Origin of the sequence: Leptospira kobayashii (assembly GCF_003114835.2) — a bacterium.
Taxonomy (GTDB): domain Bacteria; phylum Spirochaetota; class Leptospiria; order Leptospirales; family Leptospiraceae; genus Leptospira_A; species Leptospira_A kobayashii.
The window spans coordinates 2,180,745-2,205,754 of the sequence record NZ_AP025028.1 but is presented as its reverse complement, the minus strand read 5'-3'; the positions used below and the strand labels follow the sequence as shown (position 1 = coordinate 2,205,754).

The following is a 25,010-nucleotide window of genomic DNA, read 5'->3' as shown; positions in this document are numbered from 1 at the left end:
TTCTTTTAAAACTTAGTTCCCATCTGAACGCTCAAATAACGGTGATAGGGTAAAAGCCCGTTCCCGGCAACATACTCCAAAGACGAAATTTCCACCCCCATCTGAAAAAATAAGTCCGGTGTCTGATAAACAAATCCTGTAGACAATCTTCCTTGAACCCTTCTCAAAGGAACGCTATAAGTTTTGCTCGCATTCGTTTCATTGTACAATAATAAGGCGGTAATAAGCATACTATCTTCTCCCGAAGACTCGTTAGAATTCAGATATCTGTAGGCTAAAATTTTCGAGTATGCGGAAGCTCCTTTGGTAGGATTTCGAAAAAGAGTGTCGTATACGAAATATTCCACTCCGGGAAAGCCGGAAAGATTCGAATTCGATTCATTTAAGTTTTGCAAGAGAAGTAATTTCAATCCGTCATTCGGGACGGGAGCTCCGTTGAATATGGAATTGAAGACAAGAAAGTTCAACGCCAAAGGTGCATCCGACGGAACAAGAGTTTGGTAGGCTCCGAACCGAGTCAGGGTATTGTAAGCCCGTTCGTCTCCTATAGAATTGTAAAGAGGATCTCCTATAAAAATGGTTCTGCCTTCGGTTAGATAAACGGAAGTTTTGCCGTTTTCCTCGATTGTCGCTGAAAAAGGGTTTTTCCCACTTCCACCTAATGTTGAGTTAACGAACTGGCTTTTTACCATAGGCTTTATATAAAAATAATATTCCGTTTCTTCTACGGGATAGGAAGGAGTAGGATCTGTTATGCTCATTCCTTGTGCTACGGGGGAGCGGACATGTCCGAAACGGAGAACAGGGCCTACGGATAAGGAGGTATCCGAATTTCCCAATTTGATTGTTGTTTGGATTCCCAGATAGGGATTCCAAAAATATTTATAATCCAGATTTAACTGAAATAAATTTCTGTTTCGTAATTGACGATCCCAACCTTGAGGAAGTGGAGAGTCTGTTAGGCGGTGAATTCCCGCTTGTGCCGATTTTCCCCTTACGTTCGGACCCATGGAACCGATGGCAGCTTCGATGGAAAAAGCGCTTTTATCCCAAAAATAACCGGAAATCGATGAGACCATTGCATTTGCGGAGTAAGGTCGTTCTCCGTAAGACGCATCGGAAGAATATAAATTGGAAGGAGTATAGAGGGAATGAGTCAGAGATAGTCCCGAATACTCAGCACTTTTTTGTCCGAAATTAGGAACGATTTTTTCCAAACCGAGGAGAACTAAGCTCGCAGGAAAATATGTTTTTCCATAAAGTCCGTATTCCAACCGGATGCCATTTGTATATTCGCGATCGGAAAAAAGAAATACGTCATTTTCCCAACTGAATTTCAAAATCTGTTTGTTCGTATGTTTTGTTTTCGAATTATCTTCCGCAAAGAGTGTTGAAAAATAAAAACTGCAAATAAAATAGAAGAAAAATATTTTTATAAGAAAACGATTCATTAAAAATGGGGTGGTTTGAATTTGCTTTTCACTCGGACAAAGGCCAAGTCTTTTTCCGCCGCGTTCCAAAATAAATCTTTAGCTTTCTTTTGCTTTTTATTAAAAAAAATGTTTAGTGGAGATGAACCGAACGATGGATTCGGATCAGTTTTTCGGAAACGGCAGAAATGTAACTTAAGAAAAAGAAAAGGATGGCGATGTATTAATTAGATAGTAAATATCGCCGTACAGCTGAAAAGCCCGAAGTTAAACCTTCGGGCTTTTTTGTATCAGTAAATTTTTTCACAAAATTTGAATCTTACTGCAAGATCAATCTTGCTCTTTGAGCCTACTTAAGATCTTTTTATCAATATAAAACGTACCAAATGGGATCATGCAAGCTACTAATACTTTCCAAGTAACCTCTTTGAATTTCCATTCTTGTTCCACACTGATACTCAATGTATTGAAAACAAATAACAAGAATAGAATTCCGTGAATGGGGCCGATTATCTTCACTAAACCAGGCTCTCCGTAAATATGTTTCAAGGGAACTCCGATTCCGACTAATAGAAGCAAGGAAATCCCTTCCGCAAATCCGACTAACCTCAATCTTCCCAAGTTTGATTTTAAAAAATACATCATAATGAATATCCTCTTAGATATGGTCTATTTGCAAAGGGAGAAAATGGCCAGGGAATGGAGATAAAAATAAGAAAGAGGGCGATGGAAAACCAAATGAATGTGGTTTTGAATTTTTCTTTGTCTATGGATTTTCTTTTTGACAGGGCGGATCCTATCGTTATCAAAACAACGGAACTTGTCATAAGCAATATATGATAGATTCCGAAGAATATAAAGTTTCCATCGTGAATGTTTTTTTTCAAATCGGAAAAAAACAATCGGATGAGAGGACTTGAAAAATACAAACTGAAACCGATCGCCAGTTGAATGTGTGAAAAGGTGACAGTCCAATATCGGATACCGTTCTCCAGGTTCGTATAAGTTGTATCCAATCTATATCCTTGATAAGCACGGAAGACGGAATATAATAAGCCGGATAATACGAACCAACGAAATAATGAGTGTAAGGTGATAAGTAAAGAATACATTTAGAAACTTGTTTTGATTTGTAAATCGGGGAGGGAACGTTTTATCAACGATTGAAATGCTTCTTTCGCATAACGATCCGAATTCGGATCACGAACGAAACGAAAAGACACATGATGGACAAGATAGATCCCGCAAAGTTCCCATACGAACCTGTCCGCATCCAGATCCATTCGAAAATGCCCTTTTCCCATTGTTTGCAGGACAAGATGTTTTAAAAATTCCCTCCAATCTTTTTCCTTTTTCAGAAACTCTTCCCGGATCGGACCTTCCGAATCATCCAATTCAAATGCAGCTGCAGCAATTGGACATCCGCCGGGAAGACCTGCCCGGGTCGTCCAACCCAACCAATTGTTTACCAATGCTTCCAGTCTAGGGAGGCCTTCCGGAAATTGCATCGCGGGCTCAACCACCTTAGTTTGTGCGAAATCTACGGTGTAATTGAGGAGTTCTCTTTCCAATTGTTCCTTGGAATGAAAGTGGGCAAAGAGACCACTTTTGGATAAAGACGCTTCTTGGGCCAACTTGCCGAGACTCAGTCCGGAAAGCCCTGCTTGGCTTATCAGTTCCAATCCTTGGTATAGAATTCTGTCCCGAGTGGTGGTATTTGGTCCCAAAGTTTGGATTCTCTTGTTTTGACAATAGCACGACCGGTCATGCTATTGTCAAATGAAATCTGTTTTGAGCGGAAACAAATGCCTGGATTCTTATAAAATTCATTCTCGATTTTCGACGCTTTCTGTTTTCTAGAAGATACAGATGACCTCAAAACGAATTCCTTTGGATATAAACTCCGCCTATGAAGTGCTGAAGCCGATTGTTCTCAAAACTCCTCTTCAATACCATCGCAACTCTTCTGAAAAATTCGGATGTGATGTTTATATAAAACGGGAAGACCTGCAAGTCGTACGTTCTTATAAAATCCGAGGCGCTTATTATTTGATTCAAAGTTTGAACGAAGAAGAGAGGGCTCGCGGTGTGGTTTGTGCAAGTGCGGGCAATCATGCGCAAGGCGTGGCATTCTCTTGCAAATTATTGAATATCAAGGGTGTGATTTATATGCCAGCCATCACCCCCAAACAAAAAATCAATCAGGTCAAGATGTTCGGAGGAACGAATATTGAAATAGTGTTAGTTGGTGATACCTTTGACGAATGCCAGACATTCGCTTTGGAATATTCGGACGTTCATAAAAAAGTCTTTATCCCTCCCTTCGATCATATCAAAGTTATGGAAGGTCAGGGAACGGTCGGTAAGGAAATTTTAGAAGAACAGACGGATATCGATTTTATTTTCGTACCGGTGGGGGGTGGTGGATTATGCGCGGGATTGGGGAGTTATTTTAAAGAATACTCTCCGGGAACTAAAATCATCGGAGTGGAACCGTTAGGCGCTCCTTCCATGACGGAAGCTTTGAAAGCGGGACAACCGGTCGCACTTGGTTCGATCCAGCGTTTTGTAGACGGTGCTTCCGTAAAAAAAGTAGGTGATCTTACATTTCCGATCTGCAAGGAAATACTATCCGATATGCTTCTTGTTCCCGAGGGAAAGGCAAGTTCGACGATTTTGCAACTTTATAATGAAGATGCGATCGTTGCGGAACCTGCAGGTGCTTTGAGCATTGCAGCGCTGGATCAATATGCGGACAAGATCAAAGGCAAAAAAATAGTTTGTATTCTGAGCGGAGGCAATAACGACATCGATCGAATGCAGGAAATCAAAGAACGGTCACTTCTATTTGAAGGATTGAAACATTATTTTATTGTTCGTTTCGCACAGCGCCCGGGTGCCTTGAAAGAATTTGTAAACCATATCCTCGGTCCCAATGATGATATCGTTCGTTTTGAATTCATACAAAAGCACAATAAGGAATCGGGGCCCGCACTCATCGGGATCGAGGTAAAATCGAACGAAGATTTTAAATCTCTGATCCGAAGAATGGATGAATACAATCTCAATTACACTTTGGTAAATCAGAATGAAAATCTATTCGAATACTTGGTCTGATGATGGACCAAGATCGAATCGGCCAAGTTTTCAATTGCCGAATAGTAGATAGGATCCTATAAGAATTACGGCCAAAACGAAAGTAGTGATTAAAATCGTAACGAGTGATTGTCCGAATACGATCATAAGTCCGGCAACCAATCCGACAAAAACGAAAATAGGAACCGTAATCATCGGGATAAAAGACCAAGCGGGATTCTCCGTGACTACAAAGAACTGTGTCAATTTCCCGCTTGGATTACAAACAAAGCTAAGGTGGCAAACAGGTTGGGAAGAATTTTGATTTCCCTTTTCTCATTGAAGAAACTACGACGAATCACTTTGATTTTGTCTTTTTCCAAAAAGTTTTCAAAATCCTGAGAAGATAAAAAATGCAGGTTGGGGGTATCATACCAATGGAAGGGCATAAGTTTTGTCACAGGAGTTCGCCCGCTGAATAAGACGGAAACTCTGATCTGCCAATGGGAAAAATTGGGAAACACTACAATTACTTGTTTGCCGATCCTGAGACACTCTCGGATGATGTCACCGGGGTTTAACGTCTGTTGGATGGTCTGGTTCAGAATGATATAATCGAAACTTTGGTCCAAATGATGAGCAAGTCCGTCATCAATGTCTCCATGATGAACATAAAGACCTTTTTTCACACAGCGTATGATGCATTCGTCGTCTTTTTCGATTCCCTGAACACGCACTCCTTTCTTTTTGAGGAGATACATAAGTTCTCCGTTTCCGCATCCCAAGTCGAGGACACGCTGACCGGACTGAATCATCTTTTCGATATAAAGTATATCTGGACGTTCGGAGACGTCTATGTCTATATGATTTCCGTTTTTACCTTCAGCCATAAATGACTCCGTCCGGATCATCGGTGAATTCCAAAAAGTCTTTGATGATGGAGTCTTGCTCTTCGCTTTGCAAAAGAAAGGAATCATGCCCCGCCGGGTTATTCAGTTCTACGAATATTACTGGGATTGCATTCACTTCCAAAGATTTGACGATTTCTTCGGATTGATAAGGAGGATAAAGCCAGTCGGAAGTATAGGCCACTACCAGAAATCTACATTTAACGCCTGATAGTGCTTTCGTAAGTTCTTTTCCGGTTCCCAGGCTGTAATGATCCAATGCTTTTGTAACATAGATATAAGAATTTGCATCGAAACGGTCTACAAAGGATTCTCCTTGGTAGATCAAATAACTACCCACTGCAAAATCAGTAGTTTGAATATTTCCTTTGGGAGGTTTACGGCCGAATTTGTCCCGCATCATCTCATCGGAGAGATAAGTGATATGCCCCATCATTCTGGCAAGCGCCAAACCTTTCGAAGGTTTGGTGTCATCTTCATACATTCCGTTATTCCAATTGGGATCAGCGAGAATGGCTTGTCTTCCGACTTCGTTGAATGCAATTTGTTGGGCGGAATGTTCTGCGGTAGATGCCATCACGATACAATTTTTCATTTTTTCCGGATAAGCAACTGACCACTGTAAGGCTTGCATTCCTCCCATCGAACCGCCTGCGACCGCAAATAAGGTTTCGATTCCGAATGAAGAAACAAGGACTTCTTGCGCACGCACCATATCGGCGATGGAAACAAAAGGAAAACTGGAACGATAAGCTTTGTTCGTGGCACTGGAAATCGTGAGAGGTCCGCTCGAACCTTTGCATCCTCCGATTACATTGGAAGATATGATAAAATATTTGTCGGTATCGAAGGCTTTGCCGGGACCGATATAAAAATCCCACCAACCGGGACGTTTGTCACCTTCATGAAAACCGGCCGCGTGAGCATCTCCCGAAAGCGCATGGCAGACCAGGATGGCGTTGTCTTTTTTTTCAGAGAGAACCCCGTAGGTTTCATAAGCAATTTCCAAAGGAGAAATGATCTCTCCATTGTCCAAAGTAAGAGAATCAAATCGGGCGATTTTGGTTTCAACAATGCCTACAGACTGTGGATCTTTATGTTCTGAACTCGCAGTAGTAGGCATTTTTATCTCTTAGATCAGATATTTTTGAAAGCCTCTTCTAAGTCTACCAGAATGTCGTCGATGTGTTCCAATCCTACGGACAATCGAACAAAACCCGGAGTAACTCCTGCGGAAATTTGTTCCTCGGAAGTCAACTGCTGGTGAGTCGTTGAAGCGGGGTGGATCGCGAGTGACTTCGCATCACCAACGTTAGCAAGTAAACTAAAGAGTTCCAAACTATCTATGAATTTTTTCGCTTTCTCGATTCCGCCTTTGATTTCAAAACCGATGATGGCGCCGTAAAGACCGCGATGGTGGTATTTTTTGGCAATCGCATGATTTTTATCCGACGGTAGTCCAGGATAATTCACCCATTCCACTTTCGGATGTTTGCTTAGAAACTCTGCAACTTTGAGAGCGTTTGTAGAATGCCTTTCCAAACGAAGTGCTACTGTTTCCACTCCTTGGATGATTTGCCAAGCATTGAAAGGGGAAATGGCAGGTCCTAGATCTCTGAGTCCTTGCACACGGGCTTTCAGGATAAAAGCAATGTTCACACCACCGAACGGTTCGAATTTGCCGAATACATCCCAAAATTTTAAGCCGTGATAAGAAGGATCGGGTTCAGTGAAATTTTTGAATTTTCCATTGCCCCAATTGAAAGATCCACCGTCTACGATGATTCCTCCGATGGAAGTTCCATGGCCTCCTAAAAATTTAGTGAGCGAGTGAACTACAATATCAGCACCGTGTTTCAAAGGATTCACTAAATAAGGAGATGGTAAAGTATTGTCTATCACCAAAGGAACTCCCACTTCATGTGCAATCTTTGCCACAGCTTCTATGTCCAAAGTGTCTAGTTTCGGATTTCCCAAAGTCTCTGCATAGAAAGCACGGGTTTTATCGTTCGCCGCTTTTCTAAAGTTTTCGGGATTGGATTGATCAACAAAATGAACTTTGATTCCCAGTTTTGGAAAAGTGTAATGAAGCAAGTTATAAGTTCCACCATACAAAGAGGAAGAGGCTACAATCTCCTGACCTGCTTCTACGATATTCAGAAGTGCTAGAGTTTCTGCCGACTGACCGGAAGCAGTCGCAAGTGCGGCAACTCCGCCTTCCAAAGCGGCAACCCGTTTTTCCAAAACGTCCGTAGTCGGGTTCATGAGTCTAGTATAGATATTTCCAAATTCCTGCAGACCGAAAAGTCGTGCCGCATGGTCAGTGTCATTGAATACGTAAGATGTAGTTTGGTAGATAGGAACAGCCCGAGAGGTAGTTGTGGGATCAGGTACTTGACCACCGTGCAGTGCAACTGTTTCCGCTTTGAAATTACGAGGCATAGATTTTCTCCTTAGGTAGAATCAAACCTATTTGAGCCAGCCATGCTCTGATGTCAAGAAATTATCCAATAAAGTGAATAATTACTCCGTATTATTGAATACGGTAATTTGTCGGGAAAATTCTTATTTTCAAATGAATTCAATTCGATACTAATTAAGTAATTTATGAAAGCGATCCGGTATTTTGCCATCTCCCTCGCCATTTTTGGCTCTATGCCGCTTTTCGCACAGGTTTGGGTTCCCACGGGAACGGAAACCAGAAGACCTTCCGCCTTACAGTTTGACGCCGGAGTGAACTCTTATCGCGGAGACTATTACGGTTATATTTCTCCCAACATTACATACAACCACGGAAACAATTTCGGTTATTCTTTTTCTCTCCCCGTAAACACCTTGCTGGTAGACAGGGATCCTTTGGCGGAAGGAGCAAAGACCGGAAAGATCAGAGACATTGATTACAACAGCAGAAACGATTATTCCCGTGTATTGAATTATGTTTCTTACGGAACTTATAACCAGCAGGTTCCGGGCAAAGTCACTTATTCCTTTTACACAGGTAAGATGATCGACGGTTATATCGGGCACGGAACCATTGTAAACAAATACCAATCGTCTTCCCGATTCGATTCCTATAACCCCGGTGTGATGGCGGACCTTAACACGGATTACGGTGGTGTTCAGTATTTTTCCAATTCGGTGGCTACTTTCGATGTGAATGCGGCAAGGGTTTATATCAAACCATTCGCAATTTATAATAAAATCAGATCTCTATTCAGCAGTTCTAACGAAGGAATTACCTATCTGATGAACATTCGTGGAAATGTATTGGATGATTCCGGAAGGCTGAGCGTCGAAGAAGAAGCGGGTTTTGATAAAACGAAACCTGGCTCGAAACAAAAAGAAATCAGACCGATTAACAAAGATTCCAGAATGGAAATTGCCGAAAACGATCCTTGGTACAATCGTTTGACTCTCGGATTTACAAATGCATGGGATCGTTCCGCTCCTATGCAGATTTCCTATAACTCCAACGGTTCTCCCGTTACCGAAAAAAATCTGGATAATCCCAAAACCTCGGAAACTTCCAAAGTGAGTATCGAAGGTTTTGATGCCGAGTATCGACTCTTGAATTTGCCATATTTGGAATTGACTCCCTATATGGATGTAAACAAAATCAAAGGTCTTTCCAATTCGCAAGGAACCCATTATGGCGCGGCACTTCGTTTGGGAACGAAAGACCTGAATATCATCATCAAACCGGAAATCAGACATATGACTGCAAATTATGCACCTATGTATTTCGATAGTTTTTACGAGATCGAAAGATTTCAATCTTTCCCTGTGGGTGCGCCCATGCGCACAAAATTCGATACATTAAAAACACAGCCGGAAGGAAATATAAAGGGATACTATCATACGGTTTATATTAATTTTTTCCATTTGGGATTCGAGTTTGCGATGGAAGATTACGGCGGAAAAAACAATAAAAGAATTTTTGCCGCCTCTTATATCCCCCTTGGTTCTTCTTTTTTGTTATCTTTTTATTACACCAAAAAAGGTTATGAGAGCGGGGGACAGGCGTTTCAAATTGACGAGAACGCGCAAGGTGCTGCAGAAATTTCCAAATCTTTCGGTCCGGTTGTTATCAGAATTCAAAACTATAGAAGGTATTTTTTAAATTCTCCCGAAAAAACTTTCCAATCAACGGATGAGTTACGGTTTTTGATTTCGGGAGGAATCAGTTTCTAGCCAAGTATTTGTTTGGTGAAGAAATGCGTGAAAAGCAAATTCCGTACGAAGAATCACAGAGCCGAGAGATACGATCTCGAACGATTGTTTCCTGAAAATTTCCAAATCCGATTCACTCCAACCAGATTCAGGCCCGAAACAAAATGAAAGTTTTTCGGAATGCAGCTTATCTGAAATAGTCTCTTTGAAACTTTCATAAGATATTCCTGTTCTATCGAAAATATAAATCCGATCGGGATTCGATATTCTGTCTTTGTACCAGTTCGAATCTTTATTGTATTCTAATTTAGGTAAGTAGATGTTTCCCGATTGGGCCATTCCCGACTCCATTTCTTTTTTTTCTCCTCCGTTATAAACGGGAGAAGTCCAAAATTCCTTGTTCTTCGCGTATGGATTGGTGAATACCAATCGGGGAACCCCATAAACTCCTGCTAGGTGAAGTATCTTTTTCCCGGTTTGCGGTCTGGGAAGTGCCAAAATGGTTTCTACATTTGCAAATAAGGAGGGTGTTTCTTCTTTCTCCTCCGGCAAAAAAAAACCGATGGATTCTTCTTTGTCGGTAGATTCTAAAATTAATTTTCCTCTTTGTTTGCCGGAAAGGATCACCCGAATTTCTCCATTGGATTCTTTTTTCAATATTTCCAAAAGGTGGGTATTTTTTTCACCGGAGATCCGATAACGGGAGGAACCAAGTTCATCCTCCCTAGAGAGCACAATCCAGTTCAATTATATCTCAAAACCAGGTGGTTTGATTTCTTCTTCCTCTGGGGCTAGGGGGGCTTCTTCCATCGGACCGGAGTTAGGATCGGTTTCTTCTTCCTGAAGCTGCCCTTGTGCATGGGGAAGCGGTTCTGAACTCTTCCAGGATAAATTGCGAACCAAATACAAACCTAAAATCCCGAAAAGCAGGATAGGAATCCAAAATTTCGGATTTTTCCAAAAAACTTCCGATTCTATGTAATTGGTTTTTCTGCCGAATTTCGATTTTAAAAAATCAATCGGTGCATATAACAAATCTTTGATGAGATGGACGTATTCACCTTTGCTTGGCTGGAATTGAAAAGAAGGAATGGTTTCTTCTTCGAAACTTCCCGGTATTTCCTTTTCGTCATTCGGATTGAATTGGAATCGATGGGAGCAAACCGGACAACGAACCAAGATGGTTCCCTGGCTGGCAGGGAACCTCAATGTGGTAGAACAGTTCGGACAGTTTTTTAAAAAGTTCAGGGAATGAACCCTTGAGTTCTTAGTATTTCAAAGAACTTTTTAGAGTCTCAACATTCTTTTTATAATGTTTGTTAGAGTCTCTGTCATTATAGTCAAAAACCTTTGTGAAAAGTTTATCAAAATAGTCTAGGTTTTTGAAATAGAACTGCTTTTTGAAATTATTTCTAATCGGGTTTGTTTTTGTATTCTCAACATTGGAAAGAATGTATTTTCCAACACCTTTTTGAGAAGGAGTTTCCGGGGTGCCCCAGTTTGGATCTCCGTCATGTTGATAAAATAATTCTATCTTTTCGTTATGCGCCGGTTGTGAATTTCCTGCGTTATCGATGATCATGGAAATCACTTTGTCTTCCATTACGAAATTGTTTTGGTAAACATAAGTGCGGATCTTGGTCAAGTTACGCGGTTGCTCTTTTCTTGGATCCGGATCTCCGTTGTTTGCACCTTCAAAAAACAATTCGATGGTTTTAAACTTAGCACCTAAATTGTATTCGGATTTTCCATCTTCAGCGCCTTGGAAATCAAAAACTTCCAAATGGATGCATGTATTTTCCGCTGCTTCTTGTTTTTGAGTCGGTTCACATCTTTCTCCGTCTTGGCTCGGTTTTCCTTTGAAAAGAACCGTGCGGTGAGGAAGTGTTTTCACCTTCATTTTAAAAAGTATTGTATGGCGGGTGAGCTTTTTATTGACTTCAAAGATATTATCATCTAATTCTTTTTCAGTTTCTGAAATAGATTTACCCTCTTGAGTTGTATCGATCCCAGCTGAGCCAGTTCCGGATTCCGGGCTACCTTGTGCGGAAAGCCCTAAACTAAGAAGTAAAATAGGTAGAAATTTTATTATTTTCATGTCCGAGTCCCTAAAACGGTTATATTGAGGATAACTGGATACGGCCACATACCGTAAAGAAATATCCTACTAAATTATCGGAAAATCTTAGCGAAGATTGACACAGAAATCTAATTTTGTCACTTCCAGAGAAAATCCGGGAGAGAATCCAGGTAAAATTGGGATTTAGGGGCTTCCATAGCCCGATTTTCCCCAAAAGTCTCCGTCACCCAGCGTCTTTCCACGTAATCGCAAAAATCTTTTAGGTTTCTCCCGGAGGTCCCATCCAATTTTTCGGAAAGTCTTAGTCGCTCCTCCCAGGAGAGCTGCCTCGCGTAACCTTCCAAAATTTGAGCTCTTTCTTCCTTGTTCGGAAGGGGAAAGAATATCTTTCTGTCGAACCGGGAGAGAAGTGCCGGGTCCAAATCGTTTTTTCGATTGGTCGCACCGATCGTGATGATGTTTGTCTGTTTGGCGAATCCGTCCAATTTACGAAGCAGAACACTGAGTAGATTTCTAGTCGCTTCAAATAAACCGTCTTCTCTGGAAGTGGCAAGAGAATCGATTTCATCTAAAAACAACATGGAGCGATCGAATAGGGATGCTGCATCAAAAACCATGGCTAGGTTTTGAGAAGATTCTCCGTAGTATTTGCTTAATATCGATTCTATGGGAACGTAGATCATTGGCACATTGCATAGATTAGCCGCCACCTTCGCCATCGTAGTTTTTCCCACTCCGGGATCTCCTTCGAATAGGACAGCTCTGGGTAAAATGGAGGTAGGAAATTTGCGGGTGAATTTGGTGATCTCTAAAAATGGCTCCGGACGAAGCAGAGGCATCACCAAACTTTCCATAACTTGTTTTTTTACATTCTCATAGCCGAATACATGGTCGAAGCTCAGAGCATTTTCTTTTAGGTTTTCTTCCGCGGGATCAAAAACTTCAGCACCTAATTTTCGTAAAACTTCTTTGGGATTCGGCTTTGCACCTTCGGTGCCGCTGAAAAAACGAAACAACTCCAAACAGGTTTGTATTTCTTTGAAAGAATAATCTCCTCTTTTGGAAATCTCCGCTTTCAATAGATTGGTTTGGTACATAAATCGAAATCGGATTCGATTCGAAATATTCTTTTCCGGTTCGAAAAGATTTTCGTTCAAAGCCTGGATGCTGAAATAACCTTCTTCAAAATTATAGATCCTGAAATTTTCAATGTAATTCCGGATGATTCCCAGGGATTCGAAAAGCTTTTCCTTTCCGGGATGGGGGCCTGAAAATTTGAAAATGATTTCTTCCTTTTCCGAGAGGAATTGGTAACCATTTCCCCCCAATTCCGTTAAAAACAAATCTTTCGCTTTAAAAAAGTCTAATTGAGGAGAAGGACTGGACATAAGAACGAAAAACAGGAAGATTTAATTTTTTTCAAGGAAGGAATTTTTATTTCACCGACAGTGTAAGAAAGAAGAGGTTTCCGTATGGGCGAGGGTTCATTATCCCAAGAGGATATAGATGCATTATTAGGCGGATTTGGTGGGGGAGGCTCTACACCGGCGGGTGGTGGCGGCGGTCTTGACGACCTGGATGCACTTGTGGGCGGCGCCGGAGGTGGCGGGGACGACGGTCCTTCTTTTGCGGACATTGCTGCGGCACTCGGTCCCAGTTCCACACCCACACCTTCCAAGTCCTCTGCAAAATCCCAATCTTCCGTCGGAGGTAGCAATACAGCAAACCTCAATCTCCTTCTGGATGTCACTCTACAGCTCACGATCGAATTGGGAAGAACCACAATGTTTATCAAAGACGTACTTCAGTTGACCGAAGGAACTGTTGTGGAATTGGATAAAAATATCGGGGAAGAGCTGGATATTCTCGCCAATGGAAAGTTAGTTGGTCGGGGTAAACTCATCGTACTTGATGATTATTACGGAATTCAAATCACTCAAATCGTCGATCCAATGGAAAGACTCGGCGGAGCACCTGCCTTTATATAAACAACAGTGGCCGATTCCGAGATTCATTTTGAAAAAATCGTAAATCCTGATCCGTCCACTCAGGAATTTTTATGGTCTCAATTGCATTCTTACAGCTTATCCAAGCTGAATGATCCTAAAATGGAAGAAACTCAGTTCTTTTGTTTGTTAGCTAAAAAAGAGGACAAGATCATCGCTGCAGCGCTCGGTTATATGTACTTCCGTGGTTTGAATCTTCAATTGCTTTGGGTGGATTCTGAACAGAGAGGAAAAAATTTAGGTAGGGAGATGTTGCAAAGGGTGGAAGAGGAAGCGGTTCAATTGAATTGTTCTTTGATTTTCGGATATTCCTTCGGATTCCAAGCCCCCAAATTCTATCTCCAGGAAGGTTACGAACAAGTAGGGCTTATTTCCGATTTTCCTCCCGGTCATAATTGTTTTTTCCTATCTAAGAAATTATCCGCATCCCGGTAGATCCCTTTTATTTTTTAAAAACACTTGCCTAGATGAATTGAGTTTTCAATAACTTCAGTCATGATTCGTATTTGTTTGCTCACTCCCATTTTTCTTTTCCTATTTCAATGTAAGGGAACGACCTTACCCCTTCCTTTCGGTACTGAAATGCGTATAATGCCTGTCGATACTGCAGGTACAGGTAAAATCGATACAAATGGATATTACCTTCCCGAGAAGGATAATTACAGAGTTGTCTATTTGGAAATTGATAAAAATACGGACGGTTCTTCCGATGAATTCGTTTGGCAAGGACATAGTACAGTTCAAGACCCGAACACTCCTTTAAAGAAGATGGTGAAGGTTCACGAAGAAGTGGATGAAAATTATGATGGGAAAATAGATCTTTTGCGTTGGATGTTACCCAATGAAAAGATCGTAATGGTTCAGAAAGATTCCGACAAAGACGGTTATTTTGAAACCACTCAATATTATAATTTCAATAACAAAGTAGTCCGTAAGGAAGTGGATACTGATAAAAACGGATATGCCGATATTTTTATTTTTTTTGACAGAGCAGAGATTGATTCGGACGCAGATCGAATCCCTGACTTATATGTTACCGGAAAATCCGATTTGGAATTGGAAGAAAAAGCCACTAACCGTAGGGATGCGAAACCTTTGAAAAAAGAAGAATCCTACTTTTTCAATCAAAAGTTAATTCCAGCGGAGTATAGACCCATCATAGGAAGCGGACTTCTCTAAATTTTTTTCTTGCAACCAAACATAGTTCCTTTCAGTTTGGAGAGGAACTATGTTACGTTACCAGGTCATTGCCTAACAAGCCGATTGAGACGACTCTTCTGGGAGTAGTTTCCTTTAATTTATAGCGGTTTGTTGCGGCACAGCTTCAAAGGATACATTCCAGATTTCAGTTTTCTCCATTGGCGGATTCCAAAGGATATGCATCCTTTTCTCTTTAAGAGAGCTTCGCTTGCCGCGAAACGGAAATGACTAAAGCCTTTCACGAAACCCATTTCGTAAAAATTACCAAAAAGAAAAAGTTCGATGATTTTGATTCGGAAGAAGAATCAAAAGAACGAAATAAACAGATTACTTATAGAAACAACTCCTGCCAGGATGAGTTTCGATGTAAACACTGCAAGGCGATGATCGGACGGATTGGTTTTGGAACCAGTCAGAGAAACCATTGCCCCAATTGTTTGCATAGCCTTCATGTGGATAAAAGTCCGGGAGACAGGGCCTCCGATTGCGGAAGCATTATGGAACCGATTTCCATTTGGGTCCGTAAGGAAGAGTGGGTCTTGCTTCACAGATGCAAGGGTTGCGGGGTCATCCATGCCAATCGGATCGGGCCGGATGATAACGAAATTTTACTTCTATCCCTTGCGGCAAAGGCGCTGGCGAAACCTTGCGTACCTTTGTATAAGGAAGAGGAAAATTGAACTCTTTTTGAGATAAAAAAATTCCCCGGAGTTTTCCGAAAATCATTCGGATCCGGGGAATTTTGTAAAATCGGTGTTAGTCTTTGGTTTTCGATTTAGTTCCTGTTAGGTTGGCAATCAGGTTCGGTAGATTCATTACATCCGCAGGGATCAGTATCTCCGTATTTTCTTTGGCAAGATTGAGGAAATTCTGAATGAATGCTTTCGTGATCTGAAGTTTGACTGCGGATCCACCTTCCTGTTCCGCAATGGAACTCGCAACTGCTTCGATACCTTTTGCGCTCGCCTGTGCAATCGATTCGATCTCAGATGCTTTACCTTCCGCAGAATTGATCCTTCTTTGTTTTTCCCCTTCCGATTTGTTGATCGCTTCCTCTTTGAGACCGAGAGAACGATTGATTCTCGAATCTCTTTCTCCTTCCGAAAGCAAAATCTGTGAACGTTTTGAAATTTGAGCTTTTTTCTCTTTTTCCATCGCGTCTAACACTGATTTTGGGGGAACGATATTTAGAATCTCATAACGGTTTACTTTGATTCCCCAAGGACCCGAGGCTTGATCGACTGCGGCAACGATCGTGGAATTGATCATATCCTTTTCTCCCCCGATGGTTTTGTCCAGTTCCATGGTTCCAATGATGGAACGCATAGTGGTTTGCGCCAACTGAATCGAAGCGAATTTATAATCCTGAATTCCATAAGCCGCCCGAACCGGATCGATTACTTTGATATAAAGTACTCCATCCACCTTCACCTGTACATTGTCATGCGTGATACAGATTTGGGGTTGTACGTCGATTGCCTGTTCTTTCAATGACAGATAATAAGCATCCCTGTCCACAAAGGGAACCAAAAGATGAAAGCCTGCGCGGAGTGTCCGGCTGTATTTCCCCAATCTTTCTACGATTAACACGTCTTGTGCGGGGATGATTCTGATGCAGCGAAATATCTTTAAAGCAAGATAGATGGTAATGATCGTCCAAAAACCAATGATTATATAATTTTCATCCATTGTTATTCTCCTTGGTTATTGTTTGGCAATTTTGTGGTGATTCGGGAAAGTCCTTCGAAGACTCCTCCGATATTGGCCAGGTTTTCCGGAACGACTGTGGTTTTGGATGTTTTCAGGATTGTACCCAATGCTTCCAAATACTCTTGGGTGATCTGCAAGCTCACTGCTTCCTTTCCACCTTTTTTGTTAATAGCTTCGGAAACCAATTTCAAACCACGAGCTGTTGCCGTTGCGATGACTTCGATTTCTTTGGCTCTACCTTCCGCTTCATTGACCAGTCTGATTTTTTCTCCTTCGGAGATATTGATCGATTCCTGCCTTTCTCCCACGGATTTGTTCACAAGGGATTCTTTTTCACCTTGGGAAATGGTAATCTCGGCTCTTCTTTCTCTCTCTGCCTTCATCTGGTTTTCCATTTCCAAAAGGATTTGTTTGGGAGGAGTGATGTTTCTGATTTCATAACGGGTCACTTTGATTCCCCAAGGGTCGGTTGCACGATCTATATTGGAAACCACATTCGCATTGATTTCTTCTCTTTCGGATAATAGATTGTCTAACACAAGTTTACCGATTTCGGAACGAAGAGTTGTCTGTGCCAGCTGTGAAGTCGCCAACATGAAATTGTCGATTCCGTAGGATGCTTTTTCGCTATCGATTACCTTCATATACAAAACCCCATCCACTTCTACGGAGACGTTGTCTTTGGTAATACATACTTGCGGATCAATATCGATCGTTTGTTCTTTTAGATTTTGTCTGTAACGGATTTGATCCACGAAAGGGATCATAAAATAAAATCCGGGTTTGAGAACGCCTTGAAATACGCCTAACCTTTCTTTGATGTGTTCGCTTTGTTCCGGAACGATGATGATTGTTTTACTGATGATATAAATCAGCAAAACAAAGATAATAATGAATACAGAGCCCATGTATCTTTCTTTTCTCCTTATTCTGACTAGGACGTTATGATAGACTAGGGCAGGGAAAGAGAAAAGGGATTTTTTATTGGAATCGTTTTTTTTTAAATCGAAAAAGAATCAATCTCCGAGTGAAATTTTTTCCACTGTGAAAGTGAGATTATCACGGGATAAAATTCTTACTTGGGAACCTTTTGGAATTCTTTCCTTTTGGCTGATGGCATCCCAAACAGTTCCTTGGAATCGCACTTTGCCTCCCAACTGTCCTACCAGAATATCCGTTTCGACCGGGACGATTTGTTGTAAATAATCGTCTTTGATAAAAGGATCTACAGTTGATTCCGATTTGAATAATTTTTTGACCGCCGAACCGCCTAAAATCAGTGAGGCAAGTGTTGATATCATCCAGATTACCACTTGAGCCGTAAAACTCATAGGTATCAGTCGCGCGGTAATCCCTGTGATGATTCCACCGATCCCCAAGAACATGATAAATGTACCTGGAAAAACAAATTCTAAAGCTAAAAATAGAATCCCACCTATGATCCAAAGGTAAGGGGATTGTTCGAATAAAATCTCCAATATTTGCTCCTGTAGGGAATCAAGACCGTCCTTTCGCCCATTAGCAAGATAAAAATATACTTTGAATTCATCCTCTTTCCTAAACCCTGTCATGAGATATGAAAAGGGTAGCTTATCTATTTTTGATTCTTTTGGTTCTTGTCCAATTCATCCCTGTGGAAAGAGAGAATCCGGAAGAGTCCGCGCCGATCCGCGTGGATTCTAAATTGAATTCCATCCTGGAGAGAAGTTGTTACGATTGCCATTCCCATAAAACAAAATGGCCGATCTATTCTTATGTATTTCCCCTATCCTATTTTGTTTCCAATCATGTAAGAGAAGGAAGAGAAGAGCTCAATTTCTCCGAATGGGAAAAACTTTCCCTTGATAAAAAGATCAAAAAAGCGGATTCGATTTTGGAAGCGATCGAAGAAGATGAGATGCCCTTGAAATCCTATACTTGGATTCATAGAGATGCGGTCATTGGCGAGGAAGATATAAAAATACTGAAAGACTGGATTTCCGCATTGGAAGAGGAGAGCGAAAAGGAATCTTTATGAAAGAAAAAAAACTTTGGGGAGGGCGATTTTCAGAAGCTCCTTCCTCACTTATGGTTCGAATCGGTGAGTCGATTAGTTTTGATAAGGAACTGTATCGCCAGGACATTACCGGATCGATTTCCCACTCCAGAATGTTGAAGAAGATAGGGATTCTGACCGGCGAAGAACAAAAAAAAATCGAAGATACTCTAAAGTTTATCGGAAAGGAAATAGAGTCCGGCAAATTCGAATTTAAAATAGAAAATGAAGACATTCATATGTCCATCGAATCCCGCCTAACTGATATTTTGGGTGATTTGGGAAAAAAATTGCATACCGCCCGTTCCAGAAACGATCAGGTTTCTCAAGACGTACGTCTTTATCTGAAAGAAGAAATAACAAATATCTTGAGTCTTCTGTTCTCCCTTTTGGAAAGTTGGGTGGAAAAGGCCGAAAAGTCGATCGACATCGTCATCCCCGGATACACTCATTTGCAGATCGCGCAACCGATCCGGGCTTCTCATTATTTTTTATCTCATTTTTGGGCAAATGTTCGTGATTTCGAAGATTTTTTATCCGCAAGAGAAAGGGCCGATGAACTGGTCTTAGGTTCCGGTGCCTTGGCCGGAGTGAATTATGCGACGGACAGAAATTTTTTACAAAAGGATTTGAATCTGGGTAGAATCTCCGAAAATTCAATGGATGCTGTTTCGCAAAGAGACCATATCCTGAAATTTTTATTCGTATCATCCCAGTTTTATATCCATGCTTCCCGGTTTTGCGAAGAGATCATTTTGTTTTCTTCCCAGGAGTTTTCCTATTTCAAACTTCCCGATTCGCTTACCACAGGTTCGTCGATCATGCCTCAGAAAAAAAATCCTGATGTTGCCGAACTGATTCGTGGTAAAACGGGAAGAGTGGTAGGGGGACTCAATCATGTTCTGATGATGATGAAGGGAACTCCTTCTGCGTACAATCGGGATTTTCAAGAAGACAAAATCCCTTTGTTCGATACTGTCAAACAGGTGAAACTTGCCATCGAAGGAATTCGGGAGATGGTGAGTGGGCTCGAGATTTTTCCTGCAAATGCCGTGAAAAGTCTGCGTTCCGGTTTTTCGACTGCAACCGATTTAGCGGATTGGCTCGTTTTTCAAAAAAAGATTCCTTTTCGAACGTCACATGAAATTGTTGGGGAGCTTGTGAAACATTGTTCCTCCAAGGGTTGGGATTTATTTACCATCCCGCAAGGGGAAAGAGGAAAGATCCATGCGGTTTTAGCCGATCCGGGCTATGAAGATGCGATCGTACTCGAGACTTCTTGTGATAAAAAGAATGTTCCCGGGGGAACTTCCAAACCGATGCAGAAAGAGCAGCTAAAGAATGCTAAGCGAAAACTCAAAGAACTAGAAAAACGATTTCAAATTCAATCATCCAAAGGCAAAAAGAATGTTTAAGATTTTTCAAGCGAAACTTATCCTGATATTCGCATTATTCGGGTTCTCTTTTATAATCATCCAATGCGGTGAAAAAAGATTCAAAAAAATAACATACGAACCTATCTCTTATTCCAGCACGAAAGTCATAGTAAAACGTTTGGATACTGTCAATGTAAAGCTTCCTGAAAAACCGGCGGTTTATGCCGTCCTGCAAACAACGGCAGGGGATCTGGTTTTGGAATTATTTGCGGACGCAGCTCCCAAAACAGTACAAAACTTTATCGATCTTGCCCAAGGGGAAAAAGATTTCACAAATGAAAAAGGGATAAAAGAAAGACGTCCCTTTTACGATGGGCTAAAGTTTCATAGAGTGATCCCCGATTTCATGGCGCAAGGCGGATGTCCTAGGGGAGACGGAGGAGGAGGCCCGGGTTATAAGTTTGAAGATGAGATCAATGCGAAAGCGATCGGGCTTGATAAATTAAAAGTGAAAGATGCCCCTCAATACCAAGCCCAATTGCAAAGAGTCGTACTTTCCGAATTCAATATCTTGAGCAGACAACAGTTAGACGAAAAACGTGCGGAAGTCGAAGCCGCTTATACGGATGCTTTGGAACTTCCCGTTATGGAGATTCTATACAGGATCGGATATCGTTTCAATGAAGTTGTTCCTAGTAAAAAAGCAGTCCGACATTCTTTGGCTATGGCCAATGCAGGCCCCAATACAAACGGATCTCAGTTTTTCATCAACCAGGTGGACACTCCTCATTTGGATGGAATTCACACTGTATTTGGTCATTTGGTTTCCGGAGCGGAAGTTTTGGATCGAATCATCGAAAAGGGAAACTTGCAAACTACGATTAGAAAAGTATTAGTGGTAGATAAAAGATAATGAATTACTTAGACGGAGTTGAAATCATTCGAAAATACACTGCCGGCTCCTCCGTGGAACCGGTCTTGGACTTCATTCAACTCGTCCCTCATGATGAGGAAGGTTTTTCCAATGCTTTGGATGAAATCGGTTCCATCAATAAATACCCCGATACCTTGGTCGGTCTTTTGTCCTATATGAGTTTTATATTGGGACAAAAATCAAAAGTCAATGAATTGTATGAGAATGCCTTGGACCGTTACGAGGTGTTGACTCAGATGACTGCGAAACGAAAGCCGAATGAGGAAGAGGCGAAGATCAAACGAACTCTGACCGATTTTATTTTAAAAATAGAAAAGGTATTCGAGATCCAGGATTTAACGGATGAAAGTTTAGTCAAAGAATTGAACCGATTTGTCTCCGAGGCAAATCTTTACGGGATCACTGAAAACGAGATCAAAAACATGAAGATTTCTTCAAAAACTGTGGCACTTGTTGAGTCCCATTTGGACAAACACCGTGAAAATTATTATCAGTACAAAAAGTTTCGTGCGATTATGGTCCGTTTGATTCGGATTGCGGATTATATCATTGCAGAAGCAAAAAGAATGGTCTGATCCGCCCATTTATGTCTTAAAAAATCTCCTAAAGATTTCGGGTTTCTGCCGAAATTGATACTGTATGCGAGTATCTTTGGTCGGATTTCTGATTTTGTCTTTCACCAGCTCTCTTTTCGCCATTCCCGATAGGGACGCACGCGGAGAAAGAGTGGAAAATTTTGTCGCTCTTCAATCTAAAATCAAAGTTAGTCTGGCCAAAAGAAATTTTACGGAAGGAGAAAGAATTCCCTTACAATATTCGATTCAAAATACCGGAAAAGAAGTCGTTCGCATTTTTCCAGCCGGGGATTTTCGTTACTCTTTTCAGATCATCATCAAAGACGAAGACGACCGTTTGGTGGCTCCTCTGGAAGATCCCGAGTTTCACGATCCTATCTTAAAAAGAAGAACGACTGTTGTGAATCTTGTAGGCGATGAAAACAAAGAAATCGCACTCCATCGAAACGAATCCTTTTCCAAGATCATTTACCTGGATGAATATTACTCCTTTTTGCCAGGTAAAAAGTACTTTATCACCGGTTATTTTTATCCCAATTATACGGAAGACAAAGATTCTTTTTTAAGATCTGAAAATACTTCTTCCTTTCTTTTGGAAAAATCGAATAAAGAAAGAAACTTTACCCCTCTCGCGCAAAACTTAGGAGAAACCGGATTTGTCACTCCGGAAGAAACTATCTTTTTATTCCTCGGGTCTGAAATGAAGAAGAATTGGGAATCTCATTTCAAATGGATCGATTTTTCGGAATATATCTTAAATTATGACCGGTTTAGTACCGTTTATGCGGAAAGTCATGCAAGTGACAAAGATGCCATCGTGGAAGAGTTCAAACGATATCTTACGGAATCACCTTCCGGCAAATTGAAATATTTCAAAGTTCTTTCCGTGGATTATCCTTCTAAAAACGATGCGAGAGTCCAAGTTTATGTGGAAAGAATGATCGGGCGTTTTAAAACAAGATATGAGTACAGTTATTCCTTAAAAAAAGACGAAGGAAATAGAGTTGGATATTGGCAAATTAAGAATCTACTGGTTAAGGTAAAAAAATGACCGAAATTCTCTCACAGGACGAAATTGATGCACTGTTAAACGCCATCTCTTCAGGAGAGGTGTCAGAAGATGAATATTCTTCCGTAGGTGAACAGAAAAAAGTTAAGATCTACGATTTCAAAAGACCGGATAAGTTTTCAAAAGACCAGATTCGTACTTTGCAGATGATGCATGAAACTTTTGCACGTCTTGCTACGACAGGTCTTTCCGCACAGCTCCGGGCACTTGTTGTAGTTCACGTTGCTTCGGTGGATCAGTTGACTTACGAAGAATTTATCCGTTCCATTCCGAACCCGACCACCCTTGCCGTTATCAATATGGACCCTCTTCGTGGATCTGCCATCCTTGAAATCGATCCTTCCATCTCCTTTACAATCATCGATCGTTTGTTTGGTGGTAAGGGAGAATCCTCTAAAGTAAACCGGGAACTTTCCGATATCGAGCTTTCGGTAATGGAAGGTATCATCGTAAGGATTTTAGGAAACCTGAGAGAGTCATGGTCTACCGTAATCGACCTTCGTCCTCGTCTTGGAAATATTGAAACAAACCCTCAATTCGCCCAAGTGGTTCCTCCGAATGATATGGTGGTATTAATTACACTGGAAACAAAAGTAGGGGAAGTAGAGGGGATGACAAACCTTTGTATTCCCTATATCACGATTGAACCGATCATCAACAAACTTTCCGCGCAGTACTGGTATTCCTCGATTCGTAAAGGGGAAGTGGACGAAAACAGAGCGGTCATCCAGGAACGATTGGACCAAGTCAAAATCCCTTTGATCTCCGAAGTGGGGAGCGTGGATATTTCGTTAAACGATCTGATGAACTTGCATACAGGAGACGTGATCAAATTGGAAAACACTCCGATCAAAACTGATCTCACCGTGAAAGTAGGGGATCGCAGCAAGTTCAAAGCTACTCCTGGTAGAGTGGGAAATCGTCTGGCCATTCAAATCGGAGATTCCATCGAAGACATTCCTGATGAATTGTTAGGATCGACCCGTTCCGAACAAGAATACTAATTCAATCTAACTTTAGATTAAATGTATCCTTTTTCGCAAAAGAATTTCTTTCCCTTGAATAAAAACAAGGGAAAGATTCTTATTTCTGCAACTTTCCCGTTTATCATTAAATCGATTTGTTTGTCCTGGCTTTTTTCCATCGGATTTACCTTTATACTGATTTCTTTTTCTTTTCAAAACCTGAATGCAAAGCCCAAAAAGAAAAAGGAAACCATAAAACAAAAGTTAATCGTTCTTTCCGTCGACGGATTCCCCGGATACTATTTTGATTCCCCTGAAATCCTAAGTCTTATTCCTAACTTAAAAGAGTTTTCTGAAAAATCTTCCTTTTCCCGAGAGATTCAAACCGTAAATCCGAGTGTTACGTATCCGGCCCACACTTCAATGGTCACCGGTGTCGATCCGAGCGTACACGGAATTTTAAACAATACCTTAGTCGATCCGTTTGAAAAGAACGATGGTGGCTGGACTTGGTATTCGGAAGACATCAAAGTAAAAACCCTTTGGGATTATGCCAAATTAAAATCAAAAAAAACTGGGAATGTATTTTGGCCTGTTACCGTAGGAGCTGATGTCGACTACAACCTACCGCAGATTTGGCGAAAGAGAATCCCGGAAGACGATAAACTTTTGCGGGCACTCTCGAGCAAAGGACTGCATAAACGTGCGGAGCTTGCGGTAGGAGAACCTTTAAATGATGTTACTAAGGACTTGGTTAAATTCAGAACCGGTTTTTGGATGTTTGAAACCTTTCAACCTGATTTGCTCCTTTTATATACCACTGATTTGGACAGCACTCACCATGCTTACGGACCCGGTTCGGCAGAGGCAAAAGAAAAACTAAAACAAATCGATTCCGAGTTCGGAGAATTCATCAGAGCGTTGGACTTATACAATCGTAAGGATCTGGCATTACTTCTTATTTCCGATCATGGTTTTTCCTACGGAGAAAGTTTATGTCAACCTAACGTATATTTGCTGAATAAAGGCTGGATTCAAACTGATTTGCAAACATATGATTTTATTTTCAAAAGTTCCGGAGGATCAGCGATTTTGCTTCCGGGCAATCGAAATGTTCTGACCGATGAGGAAAGAGTTTCCTTAAAGAATGATTTGGAGATGAATTGTCCCGGAACCAAATGGAGAGGGGATAAGGAAGATATCGCAGAGTTAAGAAAATCCCAACATCCTGATGCATTGGGCTTACTATCTACAAAGGCAAAAATCTATATTTCCGGTTCCAGGAAAGGACCCGTTTTTCAAACCGTAAAACAACCGATCTACGGACATGGGTATGACAATCAGAATCCTGAGATGAAAACCATCGGGGGATTTTATTTGAAAGGTATGAAAAACAGAGATGATTGGAAGATGGATTCGGTAAAAGATGTTTTTGCAAATGTTTGCAAATATTTGAGCCTGGATTGTAAAAACTGAA

At 41.1% G+C, this 25,010-nt stretch carries 28 protein-coding genes; 13 read left to right on the top strand and 15 right to left on the bottom strand.

Annotated features, from left to right (window positions below; genetic code table 11):
• Positions 1-5: 5 nt before the first annotated feature.
• The 4 genes from DI077_RS09780 to DI077_RS09765 all read right to left on the bottom strand — a co-directional run bounded on the left by DI077_RS09780 (position 6) and on the right by DI077_RS09765 (position 3,157).
• Positions 6-1,451 carry a lipid A-modifier LpxR family protein gene (locus tag DI077_RS09780; protein WP_135354871.1) on the bottom strand — a complete coding sequence of 482 codons (1,446 nt, stop codon included), beginning with the start codon at positions 1,449-1,451 and terminating at the stop codon, positions 6-8.
• Positions 1,452-1,760: 309 nt separating this feature from the next.
• The gene (locus DI077_RS09775; RefSeq protein ID WP_109019945.1) at positions 1,761-2,075 is read right to left on the bottom strand and encodes a DUF3817 domain-containing protein; all 315 of its coding nucleotides are present in this window, start codon (positions 2,073-2,075) and stop codon (positions 1,761-1,763) included.
• Positions 2,072-2,542 (bottom strand): hypothetical protein, encoded by a 471-nt coding sequence (locus tag DI077_RS09770; protein WP_109019944.1) that lies wholly within the window; start codon positions 2,540-2,542, stop codon positions 2,072-2,074. The genes DI077_RS09775 and DI077_RS09770 overlap by 4 nt, the downstream gene beginning before the upstream one ends.
• Positions 2,543-3,157, bottom strand: coding sequence for a TetR/AcrR family transcriptional regulator (locus tag DI077_RS09765; protein ID WP_109019943.1), 615 nt, complete (start codon positions 3,155-3,157; stop codon positions 2,543-2,545).
• Between the two features lie 142 nt (positions 3,158-3,299).
• Between DI077_RS09765 and ilvA the strand changes: the two genes are divergently transcribed.
• Positions 3,300-4,547 (top strand): threonine ammonia-lyase IlvA, encoded by a 1,248-nt coding sequence (gene ilvA, locus DI077_RS09760; protein ID WP_174705630.1) that lies wholly within the window; start codon positions 3,300-3,302, stop codon positions 4,545-4,547.
• A 30-nt stretch (positions 4,548-4,577) separates the two neighbouring features.
• On the opposite strand, the gene DI077_RS09755 is transcribed toward ilvA, so the two are convergent.
• From DI077_RS09755 to DI077_RS09740, 4 genes are read right to left on the bottom strand one after another with little or no spacing between them, the layout of a single operon-like run.
• A complete protein-coding gene (locus DI077_RS09755) occupies positions 4,578-4,772 on the bottom strand; it encodes a hypothetical protein (protein ID WP_109019942.1) in 195 nt (64 codons plus the stop codon).
• Positions 4,769-5,395, bottom strand: coding sequence for a methionine biosynthesis protein MetW (metW, locus tag DI077_RS09750; RefSeq protein WP_109019941.1), 627 nt, complete (start codon positions 5,393-5,395; stop codon positions 4,769-4,771). The genes DI077_RS09755 and metW overlap by 4 nt, the downstream gene beginning before the upstream one ends.
• Positions 5,388-6,536 (bottom strand): homoserine O-acetyltransferase MetX, encoded by a 1,149-nt coding sequence (gene metX / locus DI077_RS09745; RefSeq protein WP_109019940.1) that lies wholly within the window; start codon positions 6,534-6,536, stop codon positions 5,388-5,390. The genes metW and metX overlap by 8 nt, the downstream gene beginning before the upstream one ends.
• 14 nt (positions 6,537-6,550) lie before the next feature.
• Positions 6,551-7,855 carry an O-acetylhomoserine aminocarboxypropyltransferase/cysteine synthase family protein gene (locus DI077_RS09740; RefSeq protein ID WP_109019939.1) on the bottom strand — a complete coding sequence of 435 codons (1,305 nt, stop codon included), beginning with the start codon at positions 7,853-7,855 and terminating at the stop codon, positions 6,551-6,553.
• A gap of 165 nt (positions 7,856-8,020) precedes the next feature.
• Between DI077_RS09740 and DI077_RS09735 the strand changes: the two genes are divergently transcribed.
• A complete protein-coding gene (locus DI077_RS09735; protein WP_242935154.1) occupies positions 8,021-9,604 on the top strand; it encodes a hypothetical protein in 1,584 nt (527 codons plus the stop codon).
• On the opposite strand, the gene DI077_RS09730 is transcribed toward DI077_RS09735, so the two are convergent.
• The 4 genes from DI077_RS09730 to DI077_RS09715 form a co-directional block, all read right to left on the bottom strand.
• Positions 9,569-10,330, bottom strand: coding sequence for an RsmE family RNA methyltransferase (locus DI077_RS09730; protein WP_109019938.1), 762 nt, complete (start codon positions 10,328-10,330; stop codon positions 9,569-9,571). The genes DI077_RS09735 and DI077_RS09730 overlap by 36 nt on opposite strands.
• The gene (locus tag DI077_RS09725) at positions 10,331-10,792 is read right to left on the bottom strand and encodes a hypothetical protein (protein ID WP_242935153.1); all 462 of its coding nucleotides are present in this window, start codon (positions 10,790-10,792) and stop codon (positions 10,331-10,333) included. It lies immediately after the preceding gene.
• A 58-nt stretch (positions 10,793-10,850) separates the two neighbouring features.
• Complete coding sequence (fcpB, locus tag DI077_RS09720) at positions 10,851-11,681, bottom strand: flagellar-coiling protein FcpB (RefSeq protein ID WP_109019936.1); 831 nt, start codon at positions 11,679-11,681, stop codon at positions 10,851-10,853.
• A gap of 119 nt (positions 11,682-11,800) precedes the next feature.
• A complete protein-coding gene (locus DI077_RS09715; protein WP_109019935.1) occupies positions 11,801-13,051 on the bottom strand; it encodes an AAA family ATPase in 1,251 nt (416 codons plus the stop codon).
• An 84-nt stretch (positions 13,052-13,135) separates the two neighbouring features.
• On the opposite strand from DI077_RS09715, the gene fliN reads away from it, so the two are divergent.
• The 4 genes from fliN (at position 13,136) to DI077_RS09695 (ending at position 15,549) form a co-directional block, all read left to right on the top strand.
• Positions 13,136-13,651 carry a flagellar motor switch protein FliN gene (gene fliN, locus DI077_RS09710; RefSeq protein WP_109019934.1) on the top strand — a complete coding sequence of 172 codons (516 nt, stop codon included), beginning with the start codon at positions 13,136-13,138 and terminating at the stop codon, positions 13,649-13,651.
• A 6-nt stretch (positions 13,652-13,657) separates the two neighbouring features.
• Positions 13,658-14,104, top strand: a complete 447-nt coding sequence (locus DI077_RS09705) for a GNAT family N-acetyltransferase (protein WP_242935152.1) — start codon at positions 13,658-13,660, stop codon at positions 14,102-14,104.
• Positions 14,105-14,164: 60 nt separating this feature from the next.
• Complete coding sequence (gene lsa25.6, locus DI077_RS09700) at positions 14,165-14,848, top strand: Lsa25.6 family adhesin (RefSeq protein WP_135354870.1); 684 nt, start codon at positions 14,165-14,167, stop codon at positions 14,846-14,848.
• Positions 14,849-15,093: 245 nt separating this feature from the next.
• Entirely contained in the window at positions 15,094-15,549 is a 456-nt protein-coding gene (locus DI077_RS09695) for an RNHCP domain-containing protein (RefSeq protein ID WP_109019932.1), read from the top strand.
• A gap of 76 nt (positions 15,550-15,625) precedes the next feature.
• Here DI077_RS09695 and DI077_RS09690 read toward each other — a convergent pair whose 3' ends face one another.
• The 3 genes from DI077_RS09690 to DI077_RS09680 all read right to left on the bottom strand — a co-directional run bounded on the left by DI077_RS09690 (position 15,626) and on the right by DI077_RS09680 (position 18,057).
• Positions 15,626-16,558: an SPFH domain-containing protein gene (locus DI077_RS09690; RefSeq protein WP_109019931.1), complete on the bottom strand. Its 933-nt coding sequence runs from the start codon at positions 16,556-16,558 to the stop codon at positions 15,626-15,628.
• Between the two features lie 2 nt (positions 16,559-16,560).
• Complete coding sequence (locus tag DI077_RS09685; RefSeq protein ID WP_109019930.1) at positions 16,561-17,487, bottom strand: SPFH domain-containing protein; 927 nt, start codon at positions 17,485-17,487, stop codon at positions 16,561-16,563.
• A 108-nt stretch (positions 17,488-17,595) separates the two neighbouring features.
• Positions 17,596-18,057: an NfeD family protein gene (locus DI077_RS09680; protein ID WP_109020000.1), complete on the bottom strand. Its 462-nt coding sequence runs from the start codon at positions 18,055-18,057 to the stop codon at positions 17,596-17,598.
• A gap of 98 nt (positions 18,058-18,155) precedes the next feature.
• Between DI077_RS09680 and DI077_RS09675 the strand changes: the two genes are divergently transcribed.
• From DI077_RS09675 to DI077_RS09645, 7 genes are all read left to right on the top strand, one after another.
• Positions 18,156-18,596 (top strand): heme-binding domain-containing protein, encoded by a 441-nt coding sequence (locus DI077_RS09675; protein ID WP_109019929.1) that lies wholly within the window; start codon positions 18,156-18,158, stop codon positions 18,594-18,596.
• Positions 18,593-20,029 carry an argininosuccinate lyase gene (gene argH / locus DI077_RS09670; RefSeq protein WP_109019928.1) on the top strand — a complete coding sequence of 479 codons (1,437 nt, stop codon included), beginning with the start codon at positions 18,593-18,595 and terminating at the stop codon, positions 20,027-20,029. Before DI077_RS09675 ends, argH begins: the two co-directional genes overlap by 4 nt.
• A 25-nt stretch (positions 20,030-20,054) precedes the next feature.
• Positions 20,055-20,903 (top strand): peptidylprolyl isomerase, encoded by an 849-nt coding sequence (locus DI077_RS09665; RefSeq protein WP_423241787.1) that lies wholly within the window; start codon positions 20,055-20,057, stop codon positions 20,901-20,903.
• Positions 20,903-21,499, top strand: a complete 597-nt coding sequence (locus DI077_RS09660) for a hypothetical protein (protein ID WP_109019926.1) — start codon at positions 20,903-20,905, stop codon at positions 21,497-21,499. The genes DI077_RS09665 and DI077_RS09660 overlap by 1 nt, the downstream gene beginning before the upstream one ends.
• A gap of 64 nt (positions 21,500-21,563) precedes the next feature.
• The gene (locus DI077_RS09655) at positions 21,564-22,550 is read left to right on the top strand and encodes a hypothetical protein (RefSeq protein WP_109019925.1); all 987 of its coding nucleotides are present in this window, start codon (positions 21,564-21,566) and stop codon (positions 22,548-22,550) included.
• Positions 22,547-23,572 carry a flagellar motor switch protein FliM gene (gene fliM / locus DI077_RS09650; protein WP_109019924.1) on the top strand — a complete coding sequence of 342 codons (1,026 nt, stop codon included), beginning with the start codon at positions 22,547-22,549 and terminating at the stop codon, positions 23,570-23,572. The genes DI077_RS09655 and fliM overlap by 4 nt, the downstream gene beginning before the upstream one ends.
• A gap of 54 nt (positions 23,573-23,626) precedes the next feature.
• Positions 23,627-25,009: an alkaline phosphatase family protein gene (locus DI077_RS09645; protein WP_167837132.1), complete on the top strand. Its 1,383-nt coding sequence runs from the start codon at positions 23,627-23,629 to the stop codon at positions 25,007-25,009.
• Position 25,010: the final 1 nt, after the last annotated feature.